The sequence below is a fragment of the Aliivibrio thorii genome, from assembly GCF_057368585.1.
The window spans coordinates 449,795-472,701 of sequence record NZ_CM170655.1 but is presented as its reverse complement, the minus strand read 5'-3'; the positions used below and the strand labels follow the sequence as shown (position 1 = coordinate 472,701).

Annotated in this window: 19 protein-coding genes and 1 pseudogene; 11 read left to right on the top strand and 9 right to left on the bottom strand. The window is 36.6% G+C overall.

Going from position 1 to position 22,907, the window contains the following annotated elements; translation table 11 throughout:
* Window positions 1-52: 52 nt before the first annotated feature.
* On the bottom strand, window positions 53-2,908 hold the full coding sequence (locus AC2IP4_RS16335; protein WP_486311152.1) for a M16 family metallopeptidase: 2,856 nt from the start codon (window positions 2,906-2,908) through the stop codon (window positions 53-55).
* A gap of 780 nt (window positions 2,909-3,688) precedes the next feature.
* Here AC2IP4_RS16335 and rsgA point away from each other — a divergent pair.
* The 4 genes and pseudogenes from rsgA to AC2IP4_RS16315 all read left to right on the top strand — a co-directional run bounded on the left by rsgA (window position 3,689) and on the right by AC2IP4_RS16315 (window position 6,311).
* Window positions 3,689-4,750 carry a ribosome small subunit-dependent GTPase A gene (gene rsgA, locus AC2IP4_RS16330; protein WP_375320074.1) on the top strand — a complete coding sequence of 354 codons (1,062 nt, stop codon included), beginning with the start codon at window positions 3,689-3,691 and terminating at the stop codon, window positions 4,748-4,750.
* A gap of 307 nt (window positions 4,751-5,057) precedes the next feature.
* Window positions 5,058-5,402: pseudogene (locus AC2IP4_RS16325) on the top strand (ribosome small subunit-dependent GTPase A); the annotation flags it as partial.
* Window positions 5,403-5,493: 91 nt separating this feature from the next.
* A complete protein-coding gene (gene soxR, locus AC2IP4_RS16320) occupies window positions 5,494-5,940 on the top strand; it encodes a redox-sensitive transcriptional activator SoxR (protein ID WP_375320076.1) in 447 nt (148 codons plus the stop codon).
* 119 nt (window positions 5,941-6,059) lie between these two features.
* On the top strand, window positions 6,060-6,311 hold the full coding sequence (locus AC2IP4_RS16315) for a hypothetical protein (RefSeq protein ID WP_375320077.1): 252 nt from the start codon (window positions 6,060-6,062) through the stop codon (window positions 6,309-6,311).
* Between the two features lie 163 nt (window positions 6,312-6,474).
* On the opposite strand, the gene AC2IP4_RS16310 is transcribed toward AC2IP4_RS16315, so the two are convergent.
* Together AC2IP4_RS16310 and AC2IP4_RS16305 are read right to left on the bottom strand one after the other, a co-directional pair.
* Window positions 6,475-6,708, bottom strand: a complete 234-nt coding sequence (locus AC2IP4_RS16310) for a D-fructose-6-phosphate amidotransferase (RefSeq protein ID WP_375320078.1) — start codon at window positions 6,706-6,708, stop codon at window positions 6,475-6,477.
* A 228-nt stretch (window positions 6,709-6,936) separates the two neighbouring features.
* Window positions 6,937-7,836: a LysR family transcriptional regulator gene (locus AC2IP4_RS16305; RefSeq protein ID WP_375320079.1), complete on the bottom strand. Its 900-nt coding sequence runs from the start codon at window positions 7,834-7,836 to the stop codon at window positions 6,937-6,939.
* A gap of 308 nt (window positions 7,837-8,144) precedes the next feature.
* On the opposite strand from AC2IP4_RS16305, the gene AC2IP4_RS16300 reads away from it, so the two are divergent.
* Window positions 8,145-8,330 carry a hypothetical protein gene (locus AC2IP4_RS16300; RefSeq protein WP_105056478.1) on the top strand — a complete coding sequence of 62 codons (186 nt, stop codon included), beginning with the start codon at window positions 8,145-8,147 and terminating at the stop codon, window positions 8,328-8,330.
* Window positions 8,331-8,385: 55 nt separating this feature from the next.
* Here AC2IP4_RS16300 and mepA read toward each other — a convergent pair whose 3' ends face one another.
* On the bottom strand, window positions 8,386-9,192 hold the full coding sequence (gene mepA, locus AC2IP4_RS16295) for a penicillin-insensitive murein endopeptidase (protein WP_375320080.1): 807 nt from the start codon (window positions 9,190-9,192) through the stop codon (window positions 8,386-8,388).
* A 334-nt stretch (window positions 9,193-9,526) separates the two neighbouring features.
* On the opposite strand from mepA, the gene AC2IP4_RS16290 reads away from it, so the two are divergent.
* Entirely contained in the window at window positions 9,527-11,893 is a 2,367-nt protein-coding gene (locus AC2IP4_RS16290) for a cellulose-binding domain-containing protein (RefSeq protein WP_486311151.1), read from the top strand.
* 180 nt (window positions 11,894-12,073) lie between these two features.
* Here AC2IP4_RS16290 and AC2IP4_RS16285 read toward each other — a convergent pair whose 3' ends face one another.
* Window positions 12,074-14,662, bottom strand: a complete 2,589-nt coding sequence (locus AC2IP4_RS16285) for a hypothetical protein (RefSeq protein ID WP_486311150.1) — start codon at window positions 14,660-14,662, stop codon at window positions 12,074-12,076.
* Window positions 14,663-15,248: 586 nt separating this feature from the next.
* Between AC2IP4_RS16285 and AC2IP4_RS16280 the strand changes: the two genes are divergently transcribed.
* The gene (locus tag AC2IP4_RS16280) at window positions 15,249-16,763 is read left to right on the top strand and encodes a peptide MFS transporter (protein WP_375320083.1); all 1,515 of its coding nucleotides are present in this window, start codon (window positions 15,249-15,251) and stop codon (window positions 16,761-16,763) included.
* An 80-nt stretch (window positions 16,764-16,843) separates the two neighbouring features.
* On the opposite strand, the gene AC2IP4_RS16275 is transcribed toward AC2IP4_RS16280, so the two are convergent.
* Together AC2IP4_RS16275 and AC2IP4_RS16270 are read right to left on the bottom strand one after the other, a co-directional pair.
* Complete coding sequence (locus AC2IP4_RS16275; protein ID WP_375320084.1) at window positions 16,844-17,041, bottom strand: hypothetical protein; 198 nt, start codon at window positions 17,039-17,041, stop codon at window positions 16,844-16,846.
* A gap of 310 nt (window positions 17,042-17,351) precedes the next feature.
* Window positions 17,352-18,164 (bottom strand): enoyl-CoA hydratase/isomerase family protein, encoded by an 813-nt coding sequence (locus AC2IP4_RS16270; RefSeq protein WP_486311149.1) that lies wholly within the window; start codon window positions 18,162-18,164, stop codon window positions 17,352-17,354.
* 178 nt (window positions 18,165-18,342) lie between these two features.
* On the opposite strand from AC2IP4_RS16270, the gene AC2IP4_RS16265 reads away from it, so the two are divergent.
* Window positions 18,343-19,293: a LysR family transcriptional regulator gene (locus tag AC2IP4_RS16265; RefSeq protein WP_375320086.1), complete on the top strand. Its 951-nt coding sequence runs from the start codon at window positions 18,343-18,345 to the stop codon at window positions 19,291-19,293.
* 99 nt (window positions 19,294-19,392) lie between these two features.
* On the opposite strand, the gene AC2IP4_RS16260 is transcribed toward AC2IP4_RS16265, so the two are convergent.
* Complete coding sequence (locus AC2IP4_RS16260) at window positions 19,393-19,818, bottom strand: MarR family winged helix-turn-helix transcriptional regulator (protein WP_375320087.1); 426 nt, start codon at window positions 19,816-19,818, stop codon at window positions 19,393-19,395.
* Between the two features lie 147 nt (window positions 19,819-19,965).
* Here AC2IP4_RS16260 and AC2IP4_RS16255 point away from each other — a divergent pair, with 147 nt between their 5' ends.
* The 3 genes from AC2IP4_RS16255 to AC2IP4_RS16245 all read left to right on the top strand — a co-directional run bounded on the left by AC2IP4_RS16255 (window position 19,966) and on the right by AC2IP4_RS16245 (window position 21,884).
* A complete protein-coding gene (locus AC2IP4_RS16255; RefSeq protein WP_375320088.1) occupies window positions 19,966-20,268 on the top strand; it encodes a DUF3861 domain-containing protein in 303 nt (100 codons plus the stop codon).
* A gap of 295 nt (window positions 20,269-20,563) precedes the next feature.
* A complete protein-coding gene (locus AC2IP4_RS16250; RefSeq protein WP_375320089.1) occupies window positions 20,564-20,884 on the top strand; it encodes a DUF3302 domain-containing protein in 321 nt (106 codons plus the stop codon).
* A 4-nt stretch (window positions 20,885-20,888) separates the two neighbouring features.
* Window positions 20,889-21,884, top strand: coding sequence for an HlyD family secretion protein (locus tag AC2IP4_RS16245; protein WP_375320090.1), 996 nt, complete (start codon window positions 20,889-20,891; stop codon window positions 21,882-21,884).
* An 86-nt stretch (window positions 21,885-21,970) separates the two neighbouring features.
* Here the strand turns inward: AC2IP4_RS16245 and AC2IP4_RS16240 are convergent, their stop codons facing one another.
* Window positions 21,971-22,873 carry a LysR family transcriptional regulator gene (locus AC2IP4_RS16240; protein ID WP_375320091.1) on the bottom strand — a complete coding sequence of 301 codons (903 nt, stop codon included), beginning with the start codon at window positions 22,871-22,873 and terminating at the stop codon, window positions 21,971-21,973.
* Window positions 22,874-22,907: the final 34 nt, after the last annotated feature.

Here is a 22,907-nt window from a genome sequence, read left to right as displayed (position 1 = left end):
ACCGTCTGTATGTACTATAGAAACGGTATTTTTATTTTATCTAGGGAGGTTTTTAGCTTTTATTTGTGGGTAATAGCACAGCTTCGAATTGGCTCGCATTAGTTAAAAAATTACGTAATATGCTATCAACTTTTTCCTTTGTCGCCGTACTGTTTGCTTCTAAGTTTGTAAACATAAGGTCGGGAGTGTCTGTTTCTAAATAACTGTGTTCCATTGCATTTAATACCCCTATATTTGAGCGTAGGTATTGGTCGAACTGTTCAGAGTGTTGTTGTAATTTATTATGTAATATTCTCTCATCGACACCCTTATCTCCCATCTCTTTTAATACGAGTTTTGTTAGCTTTAATAGCTCGTCAACTCGCTCTGGCGCACACATAAATTTAATTTGCCCTTCTGCTTGTGTGCTATTAATGTTTTGCCAAAATTCACTTGTGACAGAGTAAGTACCAGAAGCCTTTTCTCGTAGTGTTAGATGCAATTGTTCCTCGATGATCTCACTAGAAAGTCTTAAATAGTAATCGTTAATACTTGCCCATTTAAGTGATTGAGTTAAATAAAGCTCCACCTCTGCACGTTGTTCGTTTGAAAAAAAGCCCGTGTAACGCTCTTTAGGAGATACAGCCCTCATAAAATAAGGCTCTCTAGTTTGTGTTTTTACCTTAATAGAAGCGAGATAAGTCGCTGCAAATTCTTCCACTTCTTTTGATGAAATATCACCCACAATAAAATAGGTATAATCCGTTTTATTGGTGATGTATTTTTGATAGGTATTACTAAGCATAGTTGCAGTAAAGTCAGCAATTTCTAGATTTTTCTCACTGTATACCGTATCAATATTAGGGTAGCGTAATGAATACACATTACTTATGAATTTATGATATCCATCTATCGTATTTTTATACTGTGAAGCTTCTATTTTATTTTGATGAAGAAGCTGTTTTGATATTGGACTTGAAGTCAGTTTTAAGTGAAATAACGTAAACATATTCGCGAGATTATCCTTGTCAGCCCACCCCGAATAACCTTGTTGGTAATCAGCCAGTATAGTAGACATTGCGACGGGCTTTCCTTGGAAGATATTTTGCAAATCGGCTTGTGATACCTCACCAATACCTGTGTCATCGACTAAAATGGTTGCTACCCTTAATTGATTATATTTATCTTTAGATATTGAACGTAATCCCCCCTTTGTTAGAGCACGAAAATAGATTTTATTAGCTTCAGTATCGTTGTATTGGTAAATTAATTTGCTGCCATTACTTAAGCGATATTCGGTGATGTTATAGTTTTTCCACTCTTTTTCTTTACTTATTGTTCCTTTTTTTATTGTTAACTCTGGTAAGTTTGTAAATTTTTCTTTTTTTAGCCAAAGAGGTTGGGACGTTGTTACTGTTTCTTTCCATAAGGATGTTAATAGCTCTGCAGACATGCTCTTTTTTTTCTGAGTAACAGGTTGAGTTGTTAGTAATAATTTGGATTGTGCTTCGATAAATGAAAGGAAAACATTGTTTATATCTGTAAGTGTAATTTCATTTAAGAAGCGTTTTTCAAGTTCATAAGTGTCTTTTTTATTTCGATATAATTCATTATTTTCTGCTGAAAATAATAATTTATCAATGAGTTCAAGGCTGTCTGTTCTATTTTTTTTTGTTATTTCGTTCAAATTTTTTAGTTGAGTGATCTCGTTGTTTACTTCTTCAGAATTAAAACCTTGTTGTTTTAGTTGCGCAAGAAAAGTCATTAGTTCTTTTGTTGCTTTATCATAATCACTTTTAAACAATTGGAGAGTAAAGATCGATTGAACAGTTTCTTTGCCTGCTGGTGTCACATGGAAATTTGCAAAATTAATAGAGCTTTCTTCAGTATCTTTTAAGTGCTGTAAACGTTGGTTCAATAGAAGAACGACAATTTTTTTTGTTAAGTTTTCTTTATAGCGATCATCAGAGCTTTCTGGTCGGTAATTAGAAAAAAAACTTAACTCAACCGTCGGAAATGAGATCCCTTTTTCTGATACGGTTGCAGAGCGCCATTCATCTTTAATAGGAATACTGTAATTAATAGATTCTAATGCTTTTTTGGGTCTTGGTATGTTACCTAGCTTTTGTCCTATAAGTTTTTTTATTTCAGTCGTATTAATATCACCAGCAACGATAATTGATATATTGTCTGGACGATACCATTTCTTATAAAAATCAATAAGCTGTTGTCTTGATATGGTTTCTATTGAATTTGGCTCTCCAAGAATAGAGCGCATTACATACTGAGAGCCCGCCATTTCAATGGCCATTTTTTTATTATGTAGTCGTGTTATTGGACCTAAATAAGCCCGCCATTCTTCTAAAATAATGCCGCGTTCATTATTAAGCTCATCATTCGAGATTGTGATATGACTTACCCAGTCTGAAATAATATTTAATGCAAGATCTAATGTTTCTTTATCATTATTAGGCAGATTTAAGGTATAGATTGTATTTTCATAGTAAGTGGCAGCATTAACATCAATACTTGACGTAATACCTATATTTTCAAGGGCTGTAAAAAGAGTATGTAGTGGATAATTTTGGGTTCCGTTAAAAGCCATGTGTTCAAGAAAATGGGCAACACCTTGTTGACCATCTTCTTCATTGATTGTTCCTGCTTTAATTAATAATCGAATATATACTTTTGATTCTGGAGTATTATTTTCAGCAAGGTAGTAAGTTAATCCATTCTCAAGCTCGCCAATGTCAATATGTGGAGTTATTTTTGGTTTCGAAATATGCTTGTTATTTTGATTTAGAATAGTAAGAGTAGATAGATCTGACGTACTTTTATTTGAACTTCCTATCGGATCGGTATGTATATTTAATATCAAAAAAAGTAAGAATGGTACGATGAAAAGAATAATGTTTTTTAATCGAAACATAAATTAGTTAACCTAAGTGATAATTATTATTCATTATTCTAACAATAAAACATTTATGCGAGCAATATCACAAAACCAGCCATTTAGTGTGTCTATTATTGAGTTGTTGTAGTTTTGTGTTTTTATTTTGTAAATATATTGTTTCTTTTGTGGCGGCGTAAATACCGGTTTATAGAATTACCAATAAGTAACTGATAATTAATATCATTTGAGTTTATGCTCTAATTTGTTATTAAAGTTAACAATTATCAAACAAATATTTTTTCAGAAAAATAAAATTAAAAGTGGCCTTATTGCTTTTGTTACGTTTTTGTCTTTTTATTAAACAATAAAAGCAGTAACTAGGTTTGTACTTCTATTACTACTTTTAATTACTCCCACTTTAAACTTCTTGTTAGCACCCTTTAGATTTTCTCTTTTTAATCAATTTTTTTTATCGTAATCACAAGACAAACTTGTTTTACATGAATAAAAGTGAGGCATATTTTATACGTTTTAATGACGATAAATACTGAGAGTCTTAAATACAGAAGAGCAAGAGCAAAATAATTGCTACCAAGATCTTAAAACGACAAAAAGAAGCTCAAACTGAGTAAGTATTGTTGCTATTTATCCAATAGAAGATGCTAGTATTCTCACGCTTTAATTAGAAACTAAAATGTAATAAATTCAGTTGTCTAAAGAGTGTTTACCATTGATGTGTAGTGACACGTAAGTAACGTCACTTAATGAAATTATTTTATCAATGGTAAACAATCTACCATATGTATGGAGCAACAAATGAGTGAGCAAATTCTCACACTATCACAACTAGGCTGGCGTCCTTATTTTCAACAACAACTGACTCTAGACGATTTAACTGACTTACAAACGGGTCGAATTATCGAGCAGCACCGAAGCAGTATTATTGTTTTGAGTGAACAGGGCCAAGTAAGCTTATTACCACCATCAGGAGATGATCGTGTTTGTGTCGGTGATTGGGTATTGTTTGATGAAAATCTACGAATTCAACGCGTACTAGATAGACAATCTCTGTTTGATCGTAAAGCGCCGGGATCAAAAGTTGCAACGCAATTAATCGCAGCAAACGTAGATAGCGTCATGATTGTGTGTTCATTAAATAATGACTTTAATTTGAGTCGTATAGAACGTTACCTTGCTATAGCAAAAGAAGCCGAAGTAGAGCCAGTTGTGGTACTAACTAAAGCAGACTTATGTGATGATGCAGATGACAAGCAAGATCAAGTTCAAAAACTGAATCGAATGATGAGTGTTTACAGTGTAAATGCACTTGATTCGAATGATTTAGTTGCTCTACATAGCTACTGTAAAAATGGACAGACTATCGCTTTCCTTGGTTCATCTGGTGTTGGTAAATCAACATTGGTAAATGGTTTACTTGGCTTTGAAGCTCAAGAGACTGGCGATATACGTGAAGATGACAGTAAAGGCCGTCATACAACAACGTATCGAGCGCTTAAGCTAATGCCGCAAGGTGGTCTATTAATGGATACACCTGGGATGCGCGAGCTTCAACTGAGTGATTGCGAACAAGGCGTAAATGCAACGTTTAGTGAGATCACGGATCTTGCCGAAAAATGTCGTTTTGGGGATTGTTCTCATATATCAGAGCCAGGTTGTGCAGTATTAAAAGCTGTTGAGCTAGGCCAACTTGAAGAGCGTCGTTTAGTGAGTTTTCAAAAACTAATGCGTGAACAAGCGATTAATGGTGCTAGTTTGGCAGAGCAACGCGCAAAAGATAAAGCGTTTGGTAAGATGGTACATGGCGCAATAGCGGATGCTCGTAGTCGTAAAAAAGATTATGAGTCTAACGCTTATTAATACTCGACATTAATTACAAAATAAACCGCTAATTTTATTGGCGGTTTTTTTATATGTGTCGTTTTTTTTCAATCATTGCTTATTGGTTTCTACTACTATGAACTTATTGGATACATAGTATCTCGGTCCTTATTTTATTACTGAGCTATCAATGAGCGAACAGCCTCTTACGCTATCTCAACTAGGTTGGAGACCTTATTTTCAACAACAACTAACGTTAGATGATTTAACTGACTCTCAAATCGGCCGTGTTATTGAACAACATCGCAGCAGCGTGATTGTTTTGAGTGAAAAAGGTCAAGTGAGCTTAATGCCTCTGGGCGGTTTGTTGATGGATACTCCAGGGATGCGAGAATTGCAGTTAAGCGATTGCGAGCAAGGGGTGAGTGAAACGTTTAGTGAGATAACAGAACTCGCTTTACAGTGTCGTTTTGGTGACTGTTCGCATAATACAGAGCCGGATTGCGCTATTCAAAAAGCATTAACAACTGACTTGTTGGATGAGTGTCGCTTTGCTAGTTATCAAAAACTCATGCGAGAACAAGCTTTCAATGGTGCGACTCTTGCAGAAAAAAAAGCGAAAGATAAAGCTTTTGGAAAAATGATAGGAAACGTCCAATCAGAATCTCGGAGTCGTAAAAAGGGATATTAATTAAATTAACTGCTCATCTTTATGATGAGCAGTTTTGTTTTTTAGAATGTGACGTTAAGATTCTTTTTAATGTTCACTTTAGGGAAAAGAAATGCTGGACGAAAAAACGTTACTAACAATAGGAATGCTTTCTGAACGTAGTGGAGTTGCGCATTCTGCCTTACGGTTTTATGAAACAAAAAAATTAATAGCGTCTATTCGAACTTCTGGTAATCAACGTCGTTATCACCCCTCAATGCTCCGTCGAATTGCGCTTATTCAAGTTGCGCAACTTATTGGTTTTACACTGGAAGACATAGCTAAAGAGCTTGAAGACTTACCAATGAAAAAGACGGCCACTAAACGTGATTGGGAAAAGGTAGCGAGTAAATGGCAAAAAGATCTCGACGCTAAATTACATCAAATACAATTGCTTAAAGATAACTTAACGGGCTGTATAGGTTGCGGTTGTTTGAGCATGGAAAAATGTCAGTTATTGAACCCTGATGACATTTTGCATGAAGAAGGCTGTGGGGCTCAGAGAATTAACTTAGAATGAATCACAATTGAGGTGATAGAGATAGAAAGAATCGTTTTGTACGGTAGCAACATTGCCTTGGTAAGATAAAAATCGTACCATCCTGTGATTATCGATTGAGTCTACAAGAGAATAGCAATATGAACCAAGAATTAGAGATGATCACGAACCTAGAAGATCTAGAAACATTTATTGTTGCTGCTGAGAATGGCGGCTTTGGTTTAACTAACGTTGCTGGCATTGCAATGGCAACTAACAATAAAGACGGTCGTCGTTTTGTTGCTGTATTAGATGATAAGCACCAATTGCTTTTATCTCGCTGGGTAACGGAAGAAGTATTTCAAACCGGCCAAGACTTAGTGCGTAATGGTTCAAACCGCATAACGCACTAATTGAGTTATATTATCTCTATTTTTCTAATTGGTGCTTAAAGGTAATTAGAAATAATAGAGATAAATATAATGCAAATGAAAAAATAAATGTTATATCCTTCACAATCCATTCTTTATCACCCTAATCAAGCCTTTAATTTTTCTTTGCATATATCAATGTTGTTTACGGTATTACCACATTCAGGTGCTTGATATACTTCTCGATAAAGTAAGGTGGTATAACAAAGACGATAAGATAAAAAGACTGCTCTAAGAAGGTTGATGCAATCTGTGTTTCTTGATTTAAGTAAGCAAATAGAGCAAGCATATTTAATAGAACATAAAGTGCAACTAAAGCCGTTAAAGCAACCAAGATCAAACCAAGAAGGTCTCTTTGAAATACTTTTGATATAGTCATTTTCATTCCCTCAAAAATGTAATGTGCATTTTAATCTACGCCTAATCAGTAGGTGTTTTTTTGAGCTATATCAATGTTTGGTTTGGGAGAAGATGAAAAGTAATATTTACAATTTAGTAATTAAACTAAAAGGGCTAAGACATTTCCATGAAGAGAGGTCTTAACCCTGTTGGCTTATGCTATAAATTATCGTATAAAGATAAAATATAGGAAGTGAAATCTCTCTTTTTATCCTTTAATTCTTGCCACAATAAAATCAACCGCAGCTTTTACTTTTGGTGTTGAATACGCCAGTTTTTGATACAACATATATACTCCGAGTGTTTGGTTTTGCGTGATGTTTAATGGTTCATCAAAGTGAAGTTCAATAAGTTCATTACACTCAAAATAAGGCTGTAATACCCAACGAGGCATCATGATAATCCCATCGCCTTTTACTGCTTTATCTGCCAACCACTGACCATTATTTGTTGTGAGTAAACTAGGGGCCGAGACGTCTTGCCATTCACCATTTATTTCACTTAACCAAGGAGTGGGACCGTGAGGAGTTTTGAAAAATAAGCCCTTATGATTAGGTAGATCTTTTGTGCTTTTAGGTTGTCCATACTGTTCAAGATAAGCAGGAGAAGCGGCAGGAATAAATTGATTATCCATAAGATGAATCGCAACCACACGCTCATCAGGTGCAAAGCCCCCACGAATAGCAATATCAACATCGTCTCTATCTAGTTTGGAGAGTTGATCGTTTAACTCTACATCTAAAAAAATATCTGGGTAGAGGAGTGTAAATTCATCCAATATTGGAGCAAGAATGCGCTCACCAAAACCAACCATAGAACTTATTTTAAGCGTGCCTGTTGGAGTGGTTTGGTAATCTTTTACTGCTTTATCGCATTGTTCTAACTGTTGAATAAGTGTCGTAACTTGATTGTAGTACTGTAAGCCCACCTCAGTGAGAGAGACGGTTCGAGTCGTTCGTTTTAATAGTTGAGCACCGAGTGAGGCTTCAAGATCGGCGATTCGACGTGAGATAGAAGAGGCGGGAACATCAAACTTTTTAGCGGCAGCAGAAAAGTTACCAGCCTCTACTGTCGCGGTGAAATATTTTAAAGCACGTAATTGATCCATAATCTTATTGTTGCCTTTTTAACAATAGAGTTGCCTATATTAGCGTCTATAACTAATTAAAAACAGAAGCAATGTAGGAGGCAAAATGTAGATACCGTATCTTTAATCTGTACGAAAGTTCGTAGAGGCATTGATGTATGAAGGGGGAAGGTGAATGTAATTCAATAACAATAACCTAACAGGTTTGAATATCTGTGTTTACGCGGTAATTACAAACATAAAAAACCTTGCAATTCATAAGGTAAAAATCTGGTTTCATAAAATGAAAGTGGTAGCATGATTGGGTATGTTATTAAAGGAACAGAAAAATGGTCACAACCACTCCAAAGTATTTTAAAGTTAAAGTGAATACAAGCAAAGGAAGCTCTTACTGGACACTCAGTGGTTCTACTGTGATTTTAGAAGATGCAGCTGTATTTTCTATGGATTCGATGCCTGATTTTTTTCGTCAATCGTTGGCTCAGAATTTTATTGAATTGATGCCTGTCGAGTAAATCGAGTGAGCATCAATTGAATCGTCAGTAGCATTAGTTCATCGTTACAGATTAATTAAAGAGCATTTAGCATTTCAGTACATTGTTTTGGCATCACGGGTGCAGGTGCTCTTTTTTTCTGTGGGGTTGGATTGACTCGCCAGCTTTGCGTTTCGTAGCCACAACCATCCCCTTCTGGTGGCTCTGCTTGGTTAATACAGTTTTTATCCTCTGGTGGGCATTTAAGACGTACATGCATATGAGCACTGTGTCCCCACCAAGGACGCACCTTGCGTAACCATTCTGTATTCCTATTTTCTTCTTCGCACAGTTTTTCTTTGATTGCAGAGTTAACGAATATACGAGCTACTCTTTCATCTTTTGCTGCCATTTTAATTAATTCGAAGTGTTCTGGTTGCCACTGTTTATCACGAATGCTTGATGTTGGTTTATCGACAAGGCTAATCGAGTAGGGCTGTTTCAGCTCTTTTTCTGTTAGTGGTTTATTTAATAAGCGTAACCAAATATCGACATCAAGCCCTGTTTGGTGGCTAGAGTGCCCATGAGAAAATCGACCTCCCTGTGGTAAAGACACATCAGCAATTAAGAGTTGTTTCTTGAGTTCTTCTTTTGATTTTACAGCAAGATCTTGAATAAAATCGATTGTATCTGAGTGAGCGAAATAACGCTTACGTTCACTGCGAACCACTTGATAACCTTTTCCGGTTAAAGGTAAAGCGTTTGCACCTTCAAGACAGCCATTGGCATAACTACCAATAGATTCAATGGCTTGATTAGTCGGGAATTGCATTGATTCCCAAGCGGTCGCATTCACTGAAAAGCTGTAGCAGATAAAATAAAAAGTAATGAGACAGTAACGCATTTATTATTTTCACCATTATTAATAAATCATAGGTTATGAGTGAGACAATTTAATTCATCTCTTGTTAAAGAGTAACGATTGAATACAGGAAAACGAGTTTCTATTTTAGAGTTACTTCTCATTTATAAAGTATCATTTCTTTTATTACCGACTTTTTTTAGACATGACATTTATATTTTATTAATTAAATCAATAGAATATTGTCCTATGAAGTTGTCCATGTTACATAGATTAACAATGATTTTAAGGTAATTACACTGAGTGAAGTGTTAATTATCAATGAGGATCAGATTATTAGTCTGTTGGAATGCGTAAGCATGGAAGTAATTAAATAATGATAAAAATAAATAAAATAACAGTAGCGATATTAAGCGTGATGCTTAGTGGTTATGTGTATGCTTCTGATGAAAATCAGACATCTAGAGTTGCTCCTTTGGCTATAGGTGGATTATGTGAGAGTTTTAATATTTATCCCGATTGGACACGAGGTGATCATGCTGGCGGTGGTGATATTATGGTTCATAAGAACATCGCCTATTCTGCGGTTTATTGGACTCAAACCGTTCCCGGTAGTGATTCTTCATGGGCTCTTCACTTAAATTGTGATGGCTCAGAGCCAGGAACCGCCCCGGTTCTTTCGTTACCAAACCCGATGGATCCTATTCGTTTAGAAGTTGCTGGCTGGCCAAATACATTTGTAGTTGCTAGCCCATCATCAGTAGCACCTACAACGTTAACGGTTGAGACGAGCAAAAGTACAGAATTAACCGACTTAAATCAGCTAACTAGTACGTTTGTATCTATTATTGAAGTGATTGATCAAGCGAGTTCTTCATCAATCATTATTAACAGTGATGTGCTTGATAAAGCGATACAAGATAAAAATGTATTAATAGATAATATCGCAGTTAAAGAGGCGCTAATAAACGCGATAGATATTACTGGCAGTAAAATCGATATTACTCAGGTCAATGCACTTAGCAATGACCTGAAAGGGTGGGCTCAAGCTCATAACCTTATCGTATCAACGCTTGCGCCAGAAGCGAGTTTTGGATGGTCTTTAAGTATTGGTGATTTTGCTTACGATACACATTCAGGCAGACAATCTGTGTGGAATGCAGCATCTAATTATACTGTAGATGTACTTGATAAATTAGAACTTTATAAAGTAGCAGCAACCAAAGCTGATTTTGTAGCTTTCACTAAATCAAGTGCAGCCACTGCATTGTCAAGTGAGCAATGGCACAACGCACTTGAATATGTGAAACAAGTTACAGATTACGTGAAGAGCCCCGCGATGTTGGCTAATATGTCAACAACTCAAGCTGCTGACTATTTTATGGGCCAAACCACCAAAGAACAAAAGATTCGTAAAGCTGCGTACAGTAACGTATTTGCTATTTTATTTGATAAAGATACGGCTGAATTAACAACTAAAATTGAACGTTATCAAGATGCGAAAGTGCCACTATACTACGTTGGTGAAGAGTTAGAGAAAGGTTCATTAACACGTATTGAAGCATTGAACAGCGAATTAGCCAATGCTACCGATGTGATGGATAACGAAGTGTTCTTATATGAAACACCGCAATCTCAATGGGTTCCATCAACTGTATATAAATGGCCTGATTTCCTTGATGGCCTAAATGCGATGCACAATATTGGTGTTGCAGGCAATAAATTCTGGCTACTAAGTGACGAAGTCGATGATGCCACCAACATCATTTATGCAAAAGTTGCTATTGCTGCTTTTTTAGCTCAAAGCATGCAAGAAACCATTCGTTATAATGCTTGTGATGAAAACAACTGGTCTGAAGTAAAATATGGTGCACCAACAGACTACCCGATGTCAGCGAGTTGTGGGCAGCTTGGTCAAAAATACGCAGATTACGGCGTTAATCCTGTTTCCGGTTTAGACTTTGCTTATTCTTGTCCTCGTGACAATAAAATGGAAGTCAGCGCATTAACGCATGCTAAATGGTATGGTGCGCCAGCTCCAGTATTTGCTGCGCCAGATGCTGTATTAGAAGAGCGTGGCCTGCTTGTTAATGGTAGCGTTGGTCGCTGGACAAACAATGGCCACTGTAATTCGGTTCCAGAAAAAGTAGATACCTCGAAGCAAGTATGGGAACGTGACGAATGTAAAATTTACGTTGGTCAAAAAGCGGGTTCTTTCCTATGGGATGGAAGTAGCCAAGAAAGTGTAGAGGGCTGTGGTTGGTGGGGACGTGGTGTTATTCAAACAACAGGTCGTCAGAATTTTGGTACGTTGAACCATTATTTAGGACGTTCACACGTAGACCCTGAGACGATTGGTAAAACGATTGATGGCATAACAGTTGAAGCTCCACCGACAAATCCATTATACGCAGATCTTGATCTATGTTCGAATCCAGGACTGATTTGTAGTTCTGAAGAGAATAAAGAAATTAAATGGATTGCAGGCTTATTTTACTGGGTAACATCAGTGCAAGCTTATTCAGATATCGGGGGGCAATACGCGGATTGGAATTACTATAATGAAATTAAAAAATACGTTGATAGTGGCTTAAAAGGTACTCAATTTATTGATGACGTTTCTGGTATTGTAAACCGTGGTTGCCCTGATACGACTTGTTCTACAGGCGATGTTCATAATATTAAAGAACGTCAAGCCAACTTTAAGTTAGTGTTAGAAAAATTAGGCCTTAACCCGCAATAAATGGATAAATATTTTTGATATAGAATGAAATGAAAGTATTTAATAATCAAATGTTTAATTTTTAAGTGAGCTCTTTGGCTGAATATTATTGAGTCGAGTTGCTCACTAGATTAAGCTTATTAAAAGTGCCCCCATAGTTATGTTATTAATTATGGGGGCTTTATTAGTATATTTTTACTGTTAGTAAGGTAGTTCGTTTGCTAGCTCGTTGTACACATCAACGAATAATTTAGCAAAATGTTTTTCGGTCCAATTACAAGGTACTGGTGAGCAGTCAGGATACCAGTTGTTCCCTATTTGTTCTCCGAGATATAGAGCGAAATCATATATATCACCACGTTCAATTTTATCTAATTCTTTATCTGATAATCCAAATACAGTTCCGGCATTGCCTCCAAAACTAAATGTATTTTGGAATCCTGATATTTTTCGGTAATTAGTAAAAGCATTTGAATTTGATGTTATGTCAAGTAGGCTTGCATATTGTTCTTCAGTTTCAAACGTTGCACCATAAAGATACATTTCGTGACCATAATTTTCTTTATAATTCATTAGTTTATTTTTAAATAAATCATTAGATACAATATAGGCAACATTAGACAGTAGCTCTAAATGTCGTTTCGCACTTTTTGCATCCCAAGGCACTTCTGCTGTTGGATTAGTTAGTAAACGATCGGTAAATTCGATATCCCATGTAACTGAAATCTTTTTCAATTTTTCAAGTAATGGGTGTTTTGTATCGGTTGAAAAACGTGAATCAAATAGGTGCTGTGTACCGTAATGACCATAAGTATTACCTACGCCATCAAGTGAACTTAACATCCCTGTATAATTATACACCCCACTACCATCTGTAGTGTTAAAGCTATTATCAATATTTAGAGTTGAAATAGGCAGAGTGATGCGCGTGTATGCTGGTAATTTATTTAAGTTTGCTAGGCGACCCCAGCGATGTTGGCTATGTGCTTTAATATCTAGATTTAGATTGTGCATGTCGATTTCAGTAAAGTTAGTAATTTCTACTGTGTTACGATCAATTAAACGCACATTTACCATTGAGCCTGTATTAGCCGATAGAGACCAAAGGCCTTCGCTTAGCCCGTCTTGAAGAATTTTTTGTACCTTAGCTTCTTCTGGTAATGCATCAAATTCTAGTTGTGCAGTAGGTACATATGCATTTGGAGTAAACTCAAGAGTATCTAACTTGTTAAACTTGACACTTTCTATAATCGAGTTATTTAAGGATACAATTTCGTCATCACGTACAAGTAAATCACTACCATTTACCCAAAAATGATCGATTAAGTAAACCGCTTTTTCTGCATCTTTGAATTGATAACCGTTAGCAACAAATTGTTGAATATCATACATTGCAAACCGGGTGGTTGATTCGGTGTATTGGCCATTATTTTCTTTAACAAAGATATAGTCGTTATTTGCATCCATAGCTTCAAATCCATCAAGGTCTTGAACTATTGGTTGAAGTGTTACACCTTGTGATAAGGCTGATAAATCGTAAACGGCTGAACCTTGTGTTCCCCCTGCTAGTAATTTTGAACCAATGAATTCAAGAGTCAATGGACGTCCATTGGTATATTCTAAGTAAGCAAATGGTTGAAGTGCTGTCACTTCACCCAGGTTTGTAGCTTCATTGTGGTAAATGGTGATTTGGTTTGCATCAGCGACTAAAATATATTGATCATTGATTGCAATACTACCATTGCCGCCATGCTGAACTGCAAAAGAGTATTGATATTGGTTAGTTTCACCATTAAATACATCGATACGATTATGTGATTGAATCGCAGATACAAACAGTTGTGATTTGTAAACCCTAAGATCATCTAAGCTTTCGTATGGTTGAGCTTCGTTAATACCTAAAATCTTGGTCGTTGTATTAGCTTTGGAGTCAAAGATACCAACCATTGGATAATCATAAGGTTTATTTTCAGCTGTTGGTGAATGAGCAACGATTAGTTTATCACCTAATTGTTCTATTGATACCATATTTGCGTACTCTGCATTTACACCAAATTTGTAAGGAGCAACGTAAGTAGCATCGGTAGGCTCGCTTGTTTCTGAGCCATCAAAACAAGTTAATGCTTCATTTAGAATAAAATTACTCTCAAGATGACCATTTGGTAAATATTCGAGTACACAACCATTATCCCAGTTGTAGTTGCCCCACTGTTTATTTACGACAACAGCTCCACCTTCATACCAAGAAAATTCCCAGTTTTGATCAAAGAAGCTGAATAGATTACGTGTTGCGCTATCATCTGCCCAATTACGTAGTGGGATGATTGGTGTCCCATGCTGTCCATCAATTTCATAATTAATGCCGTTAATTTCTATGAACTTTTTACCATCTTTAAAAAAGAAGAAGTCTGGATTTTTTGCGAATTCTTTGAGCTCATTTACTCGATGAACCATTTTTTTTGCCATTTCATTCATAACTTGGACGTATTGGATTTTATTTGTTTCTTCAATATATGGAGTCGGCTCTGTTATTGGAGGTGCTGGCAAAGTTATTTCAGGTGTTGTTGGCAGGGATTTAGCGACAAATATCCAAGGTGATTCCCATGAATTTTGTGTCATAGCACTTGGTGATTCATCAGGATTTGCCCACCATTGAGTTTCATAAATGTTACCATTGAATTCAACTTGTTGATTAGTTGGATAACTTTTATTTGGGTCATATCTTTCAGTCGCAAACAAAGACGTTGATGTAGCTAATAATATTGAGAGCGATAATAAGGTTTTTTTCATTTTGAACTCCATTAAATATAAAATTATTCTCATTCAGCATTAATATGCTAAGTGCTAATTTTATAAACTTATGAACAATAATTATGAGTTTATATATAAAATCAGCAAAACTATCATAGGATACATTTATGGTGTGAATTATTTTTTTTTGTATATTTGAATTAGAATCTCTTTTATTTACGCCCTGGATGAGCTGTTTAACTTATTGCTGTGCTGTAAATCACCTTGCATTAATGGTGGTGAATGAGGGTTTTAGTTTGTTTTTATCAGTAAGTAATTGATTTTTATCTTTAAGTTTTTGGGTTGATTGAGGTTCTGTGATTTCCTGGTTTCTTGATAATCCATTTAACTATTTGTTGTTCTGTATTGTATTTTTTTTGGGGGTATCTACACTGAGCTGTAATTAACATTAACATCAGTTAAAAATACGTTAAATTAGGGTTAATGTCGCATTCTGTAAAAGAGAACCTTTTAACTCGGCAGTTTGGGACTTGTGTATCACACCGAGTAATAACGAGATGATATAAAGAAAAAATACACCTATAAATAGTAAGTGTAAATGTCGTTATTATTCTGGAGTAGTAGTATGCAAGACCATAACGCACGATTTCCCACGATAGCTAAAGTTCTCATTCTTAGACAATTTTTATGGGGTGCCGCCTTCTATGGTGCCTTTGTTCTTTTAACCAAATTTTTCCTTAACGACCTTAATTACAGTGAAGCTGATACCATTATGATGATGGGGGCTTTTGGTGCCGTAGGGCCTGTATTTTCAGCGGTAGGTGGCTTTTTAGCTGATAAATTTATCGGTGCGTTCCGTGCGGTATATATTGGTTACGCGACCTATTTAGTCGGCTTTTTATTATTAGGTATTGGCGCAAGTCAACTTAATGTGCCAATGAGTATTTTAGCGATTGCATTAATTGGCTTTGCTCGTGGTTTGTCTGCGACGTGTCCAACCGTGTTGTTTGGTAACTCATACTCTGAAACTAACCGTGAAGCTTTTCAGCAAGGTCTTACGGTGAATTATTCAATTAATAATCTTGGCTCTTTTTCTGCTAAATACCTTTTTCCTTTTTTAATCACTTATCTAGCATACCAAGGCGTGTTCTTTGTATCGGCACTATTAATGGCGCTCAACTTAGTTCTGTTTTATAAGTATCGTAAAGAGCTTGCAAGTGTCGGTAATGATTTAGATAAAGCACCCTTATCAGTAAAAACTTGGGTATCATTCTTTGCCGGTTCTGCAGCAATGCTTGGCTTAATATTCTGGATTTTCTCAAACCTTGATACGGGTAAATACATTCTTTATGCACTAGGTTTTGGTGCTATTGGCTACTTCATTTATGAAATAACAAAAGCAACGCGTGCTTTCCAATACAAAATGGTCGCTGTTTTGATCACCGTCTGTATTCTTATCGTGTTCTATTTCTTTTATGGCCAAATGTTTACATCAATGAACATGTACGCGATTAACTTAATGGGCGATACCTTACTTGGCTTTATTCCTATTCACCCTGAATCGAACATGGCATTTAACCCGCTATGGTGTTTTGTGCTTGGCGGCCCAATGATCCAACTGTACGCATGGTTAGATCGCAAAGGCTACTCACCAACAATTCCAACTAAAATTGCCGGCGCATTTATGTTAACTACTATTGCATTTGCTTTGTTGGGATTTTCTGCTGGAACAATGGGAGAAAATGGAAAAATTTCAGCAGACTGGATTTTATTTGTTCACTTTTTCCAATCAGGTGCAGAGCTTATCGTTGGTGCATTAGGGGCTGGGTTTATTTTTGAGATGGTGCCACGTTACCTTGCTGCATTCTCGATCGGCTTGCGTGCTGTGGCTATTTCATTAAGTGGAATATTAGCGGCTGTGATAGCAACCAAAATCGCCTTGCCTAAAGATATCGTATTTACACCAGAAGTGGTGGAGAGCGTATACACCAGTTACTTTTATATGTTAGCGCAAGTGGCGGCATTTATGGCAGTTCTGACGTTAGGGCTATCTAAAGTCATCCAAAAATTAATTGCTCGTGGTGAGGTATTAGAAGCAGAAGAAAAGGAAGAAGCATTAATGAAACCAAAGGTTAGTTAATATTTGGGTTTATCATTGAAATAAATAAGAAAAGAGTGAGTAACTCTTTTCTTATTATCGTTTGATAGGGAAATAAAAAGTTAGAGAATACTACCATATTGAAGATCATCGAGAAAAAAGAGATAAATGCCGTTACTAACAAAGAAGGCAAAAAGAAGTACCTCGAGAGTCCAAGTGTTTATGCTCCATTTGCTGTGATTCCATCCCAGATTTTCCACTTCCTTTTGGCTTAATTCTATTTTTAAGTCTTTCAAGTAGTCGTTTAAATTATCATTCATGCGTAATCCTCTTGAAATGTAAGTGTTCAACCAGATCGAGGTTACGTTATTTACTTTTTTTATATAACTGTTCTAAATTACAGTCTTAATAGTCATATTTAAAGCTATCGCTGTTGGTTAAGCTTATTCGTTATTTTTATGCAACTATTGTAAGAACAACCAATCGTATATTGCAAAATATAAGCGTCAGCCTCTGGCGGCGGACGATAAATATCACCTTCGTATCTCATGAGTTACCTTCACAGTATTATTTCAGTGGTCAACAACAATTAGCCGCCAATACGACGGCTAATAATGGAGTGATTTACTCTTATTTAGACAGTTCAGCCGCCGTATCAACAAAAATACCTTGAATGTCTTTTGCTTCACGCTCTGTTTGTCCGCCGTGTTTTAAAAATGCAGAGATAATAGCGGCTGTTTTTTGCTCTTTAGCGCGCTCTAAAAAGTAACGTAACTCTAACTCTGCACCCGCGTCTTCATCTTTAATTGATGCTGCAATGCTCTCTTTGTACATAACAATATCACGCACTTCTAATGTGCTAATCACACCTAAATTCATCGCTAAAAAGTTATCCATTTCTGCTTTAGGTACAAATTGAGTAATGATATTTAAGTTCTCAGCTTGTTGTGCTGTGAAATCGTTACCTAATAGAAGAGCTTGTAATGCTTTGTTTTTACCCATTCTTCTTGCGAACTGAACCGCACCTTGTCCGCCAGTAGGAATGTTTACGTGAACTTCTGGTTGAGCAAACGCTGCATTCTCAGTGCCATAAGCAAGGTCACACGCCATAACAAACTCATTACCGCCCCCACGAGCAACGCCATCAACCAAAGCAACTGACACTTGTTTCATTGCCTTGATGTTCATGATCATGTGGTTGAACTCAATTGACGCTGCTTGACCACCTTGCGTGCCATTAATCACGTTCAGATCAAGGTGCGCTAAAAAGAAGGTTTCATGCAGTGATTTAAACACCACCACTTTAGTATCTCGGTCATCTTTTAATGAAAGCACATACTCATTAATTTCGTTGATTAGATTAATGGTTAATACATTCACTGGTGGGTTGTTGATAGCAACTGTTGCGATACCATTTTGATTAGTGATTGATAATGTTTTCATAATGTACTTCCTCTAAATCGCCTATTGGCTAGTTAAATATGGTTACGTTGAGAGGGCGCCCTTTCCGTCAGTGAGATAACTATAAGCAATCCATTAGGTGAGAAAAATACCGTTATTGGCATAACATTGATGCTAATATTGCACCAATGGTGTTTTTATTTATTCTCGTGAGGCGCATATGAACTTTTCTAATCGCTTACTTTTATTGCTGGAAGTCACTGAACTTGGCTCTTTTACTAATGTTGCCGAGCAAAAGAACCTAGATCGCTCTGTTATTTCAAAGCAGATCAGTCGTTTAGAAGAAGAGTTAGGTGTCCGCTTACTTAACCGCACCACGCGCTCGTTATCATTAACAGCAGCAGGTAATGAAATGGTGAGCCAAGCAAAACTGTTACGTGACTTACTTAATAACACTCATCGTTTAGCGCAGAACTATCATTCAGAGCCAAGAGGGATATTACGAATTACGAGTTCAATGATGTTTGGTCGTCAGTATGTTCAAGATGCGATCTCTGTTTTTCAGAAGCAGTATCCAGATGTGAAATGCGAGCTGAGATTAGAAGATAGAGTGGTGGATATTGTGCAAGAGGGTTTTGATATTGGCTTTCGTATTGGCAAACCAAAGAACTCCAGTTTGATCTCTCGTAAGATTGCCAGAAGCCGTTTACTTATTGTAGCGTCACCTGATTTCATTCAACAGCATGGGAAAATAGAGACGATTGAAAAATTAGAATCACTGCCAGCGACGATTTATGCGGCTCCCGGTTTATTTATTGATAAATTTACTTACCTTGATGAAAACAAGGTTGAACAGCAGTTTCATTTGAATGTCGCGTATAAAGTGAATGATGTTGAGATGGTAGTAAAAAGCGCAGTAGCAGGTAATACGTTTGCAGTGGTAACAGCCCAAATGATTGAGAATGAAATTATTGAAGGTAAGCTTATCCCGATAATGACGCATTTGAATATTGAAGATTTCGGCACCTTTTATGCGGTGTACCCACACAGAGACGCATCTATTAAAACCAAGTTGTTTATTGATGTTTTAAAATCAATTATCGGAGAGGATTCCCCTGTTTGGGAGAAAAATATACCGAATTTTTCCAAATTATACGGCGATACGAGATAGGTTATAGGCTGGATTTTTGAATGTTAAAATAACCCTACTTAAATAAGCGGGGTTATTTTATTTATAGCCAGAGTTAATTCGTTAAACGCAGTTTTGCCGTTAAGCGTTAAGGTTGCTCGCCATTTTTTCTGCAACACGTTTAAATTCAGCGATTTCAGCTTCTGAAAGATCCATCGACATCTTTTCAAACATAGTTTTATCAATCTCTGATATTTTTTTCATAATCTCTTTGCCGCTTTCCGTGATGCGAAGGCATTGGCTGCGTTTATCTTCAGGGTTTGGCTCTTTTACGATGAGTTCTTGTGCTAATAAGCTGCTTAAAAGGCGCGTGACTTGCGCTTTATCACGGCTTAAATAGTTAGCAATATCAACGGCTGTGCAGTGCGGTTTGTGGTTAATGATCTTGATAACTCGTACGTGCATAGGAGTGATACCAAGGTTTAACTCTTCAATTTGATCATGCAAATTACGCTTTAGTGTATGTACTAATGTAAACAAGCTATCTAACGATTTTCTTTCTGACATCAAAATCTCACCTTTAAAAGTGGCTGACTTTATCAACTAAAAATATATAGTTGATATTATCAACTTAATTGAGCATTCTTTCAAGAGGAAGTTCAAATCGGTTTGCTGTTAATCATGATGCAATTTAGATTATTAGAAGGTAGAACTATGATCCCTAAAATCAGAAAAGATAAGTGTTACCGAGTGACCATTGAAGAGATAACACCAGAGCAAGAAACCGCTCAAACATTGGCGTTTGAATTTCAAGATCGTGAAGATGTATTTACTATCGTCGATAAGCTAAAGCAAAAGAGTGGCTTAGAGCCAGAAGTCGCAACGAGAGTTGGGGTTGCGTTACGTCTACTAGGCCCGGTTATGATGGCAAATCGTAAACATGAATTGTTTGCTGATTTTATGCCGCACTTTAAAACCTTTATGCAGAACTTGAAGAGTAAAGTGAAAGGCAAATAAGAGAGTGATGTTTTAATATCATATTAAAAATTTAAAGCCGAGTGAGAGATGAACTCGGCTTTTTTGTGCCTGAGTAAAATCTAGATTAATTGTGCATTCTCTTTCATAACCCCTTCAATTAAACAGAACTAAATCCACATTTAAAGTTTAATCAATAGCTACCAATAGCTGTAGTCGTTACTATTTAAATCTTAACACGACATTAATAATACCAATTTCAGTAAGTATCTAATTAAATTGGTATTAATCAAAGACCTCAATGAAGGTAATTAACAAATAATTCTAGAGGAATAATATGAACCTATTCTTAGACTACGCTTCATTAGGAATACTTTTTACCGTTCTATTAATACTTATTTTCGGCTTAATTATTGTGCATGATATCCCTTACGAGATGGCTCTTAAGCGAGATCATCCTCACGCAGAGGCCATTCACGTGGCAGGCTGGGTTAGCTTGTTTTTTCTTCATGTTTTGTGGCCGTTTCTGTGGATTTGGGCAACGATGTATAGCGGTGAGAAAAAAGAGTGGTTAGGCGAGAGAAAAAGTGTGTCATCAGAAGATTATTCATCTTTAGTTGCCCGTCTTGACGAATTAGAAAAGAATATTAAGGGGTAAAAAGATGGAAACAATCATCATATTAAGCTACATCGCTTTATGTATCATCATCTTTAAAGTCTGTAATCTTCCGAAAAATAAATGGACGATTACAACGGCTTCTGTCATTGGCCTGTTCCTTGTTGGTTGGATATTTTTATACATGGCGATGTACCAACCTGTATCTCGTATGGCGAGACTCTATAGTGTGACTACGCCGATTACCTCGCAAGTTGAAGGCTTGGTAACCAAAGTATTTGTTCAAGGTAATCAAGAATTAAAAGCGGGGGACCCTTTATATCAAATAGATAGAACCCCTTTTCAAGATAAAGTGAATAGAGTGCAAAGTGATATCAAACGTACAGATTCAGCGATTGACTTTTACCAAGCCGAGTTTGCTAGATATAAAAAATTAGGAACGAAAGGGTTCTCTTCTCAAGAAAATATTGATGATATCAAATCTCAATTATTACAACAAAAAGCAAATAAAAATAAATACTTAACACAGCTTGATTTAGCGAAATTTAATTTAGAACATACAAGGGTAATTGCTCCTACTGATGGCTATGTTACGCAAGTTGCTTTAAGACCTGGGATGAAGAGTAGAATCGTTCCTTTTCAGGGTAATCTTGTCTTTGTTCATAAAGAAGATAAACAATTATTCGCCGCATTTAAGCAGTCTCCTGCTCGATATATAAAGAAAGGTTATCCTGCAGAGGTTACTTTTAATACCATTCCTGGACATGCGTATAAAGCACATGTTGTACAGATAAATAATATCATCGCGCAAGGAGCGATTACGCCATCTGGAGTTATGCAAGCACCTGAAAACATTAGTCAGGGTGGTAGAATTTTAGTGAAAGTAGAGCTTGATAACCCATCTTTGATGGATGGAATGCCACTCCCTTCGGGGACTGATGCTCATGTTGCAGTGTATTCACCTAAATGGGAAATGTTCAGTCTTGTACGTAAAGTCATACTTAGAATGCAAAGTTGGGAAAACTGGGTATTTGAAGGGTAAATAAGTAAGCTCTTAATTTTAAAGGCGAGACTATGATGATAGTTTCGCCTTTTTTGTAGGAGGTAATGATGAATAACAATAACGGTTTATTGCTTTTTAGGCACTGAATTGATGATGGCTTCTCGCAGCCACTGGTGACCAGTATCGTTTTTTTGGGTTTGATGCCACGTCATATAAACGGGGACTTTATTGGTTTCAAAAGGAACAGGAAATACATTCAAACCAAAACTTTCTGCAACTTTAGTGGCGTGCCATTTACTTGTTACACATAGCCAGTCTGTTTCTGAGGCTAACATTAAGGCCGTGGTGGTAGACCCCGTTCTATAGGCCACCTTTCTTGCTGGAAGGTTGTTTTCAATAACCAAAGAATCAAGTGTATTGGTATTTAATCGCTGTGTTTTCCATACAAGGTGGCTTTCATTCGTGAAGTCGTCCATCGTTAGTATGTCTTTTACTCTCGGATGTTTTTTACTTGCTGTTACCACTAGCTCTTGTTCAAATAAAATGTGATTAATATAACCATGGTCAGTCAGTGGTACGGTCGCTAAGATAACATCAACACTTCTGTTACGGAGAGCATCTTGTCTATCTTGTTCATTTAAATGTTCGATATCGGCAGCGATGGTTATATTCGGGGCGTGTTGTTCTTTATATTTGACTAATGTTGGCACTATCAGTAAATCAATGTCTTTATGACTAGAGATACGAAAGGTGCGCTGGCTATGTTCAGGTTCAAACTCCAAACGAGATTTTGAACCATTGATGAGAAGATTAAGAGGACCTTGAATTTCACTGTGCAGTTCTAAGGCAAAGCTAGTGGGGGTAATTCCTCTGCCTTGGCGGATAAAAAGGGCATCTTGGTATTGATCTCGTAAGCGGTTTAACGCGTGACTTACCGCTGGTGGTGTCACGTTTAGTGCTTCCGCAGCTGCATTAACACTTTTTGACTTCATTACTGCATCAAATGTTTTAAGCAGATTTAAATCCATTTTTACCTCTTAGTATATTCACTCTCACACTTAA

Coding starts and splice junctions, on each gene's coding strand:
- AC2IP4_RS16260 (WP_375320087.1), bottom strand. CDS start 19,818: ATGTCAGAAAGAAAATCGTTAGATAGCTTGTTTACATTAGTACATACA.
- AC2IP4_RS16285 (WP_486311150.1), bottom strand. CDS start 14,662: ATGAAAAAAACCTTATTATCGCTCTCAATATTATTAGCTACATCAACG.
- AC2IP4_RS16250 (WP_375320089.1), top strand. CDS start 20,564: ATGAACCTATTCTTAGACTACGCTTCATTAGGAATACTTTTTACCGTT.
- AC2IP4_RS16245 (WP_375320090.1), top strand. CDS start 20,889: ATGGAAACAATCATCATATTAAGCTACATCGCTTTATGTATCATCATC.
- AC2IP4_RS16335 (WP_486311152.1), bottom strand. CDS start 2,908: ATGTTTCGATTAAAAAACATTATTCTTTTCATCGTACCATTCTTACTT.
- AC2IP4_RS16300 (WP_105056478.1), top strand. CDS start 8,145: ATGGTCACAACCACTCCAAAGTATTTTAAAGTTAAAGTGAATACAAGC.
- AC2IP4_RS16265 (WP_375320086.1), top strand. CDS start 18,343: ATGAACTTTTCTAATCGCTTACTTTTATTGCTGGAAGTCACTGAACTT.
- AC2IP4_RS16315 (WP_375320077.1), top strand. CDS start 6,060: ATGAACCAAGAATTAGAGATGATCACGAACCTAGAAGATCTAGAAACA.
- AC2IP4_RS16270 (WP_486311149.1), bottom strand. CDS start 18,164: ATGAAAACATTATCAATCACTAATCAAAATGGTATCGCAACAGTTGCT.
- rsgA (WP_375320074.1), top strand. CDS start 3,689: ATGAGTGAGCAAATTCTCACACTATCACAACTAGGCTGGCGTCCTTAT.
- AC2IP4_RS16240 (WP_375320091.1), bottom strand. CDS start 22,873: ATGGATTTAAATCTGCTTAAAACATTTGATGCAGTAATGAAGTCAAAA.
- AC2IP4_RS16290 (WP_486311151.1), top strand. CDS start 9,527: ATGATAAAAATAAATAAAATAACAGTAGCGATATTAAGCGTGATGCTT.
- AC2IP4_RS16275 (WP_375320084.1), bottom strand. CDS start 17,041: ATGAATGATAATTTAAACGACTACTTGAAAGACTTAAAAATAGAATTA.
- AC2IP4_RS16255 (WP_375320088.1), top strand. CDS start 19,966: ATGATCCCTAAAATCAGAAAAGATAAGTGTTACCGAGTGACCATTGAA.
- AC2IP4_RS16280 (WP_375320083.1), top strand. CDS start 15,249: ATGCAAGACCATAACGCACGATTTCCCACGATAGCTAAAGTTCTCATT.
- AC2IP4_RS16305 (WP_375320079.1), bottom strand. CDS start 7,836: ATGGATCAATTACGTGCTTTAAAATATTTCACCGCGACAGTAGAGGCT.
- AC2IP4_RS16310 (WP_375320078.1), bottom strand. CDS start 6,708: ATGACTATATCAAAAGTATTTCAAAGAGACCTTCTTGGTTTGATCTTG.
- mepA (WP_375320080.1), bottom strand. CDS start 9,192: ATGCGTTACTGTCTCATTACTTTTTATTTTATCTGCTACAGCTTTTCA.
- soxR (WP_375320076.1), top strand. CDS start 5,494: ATGCTGGACGAAAAAACGTTACTAACAATAGGAATGCTTTCTGAACGT.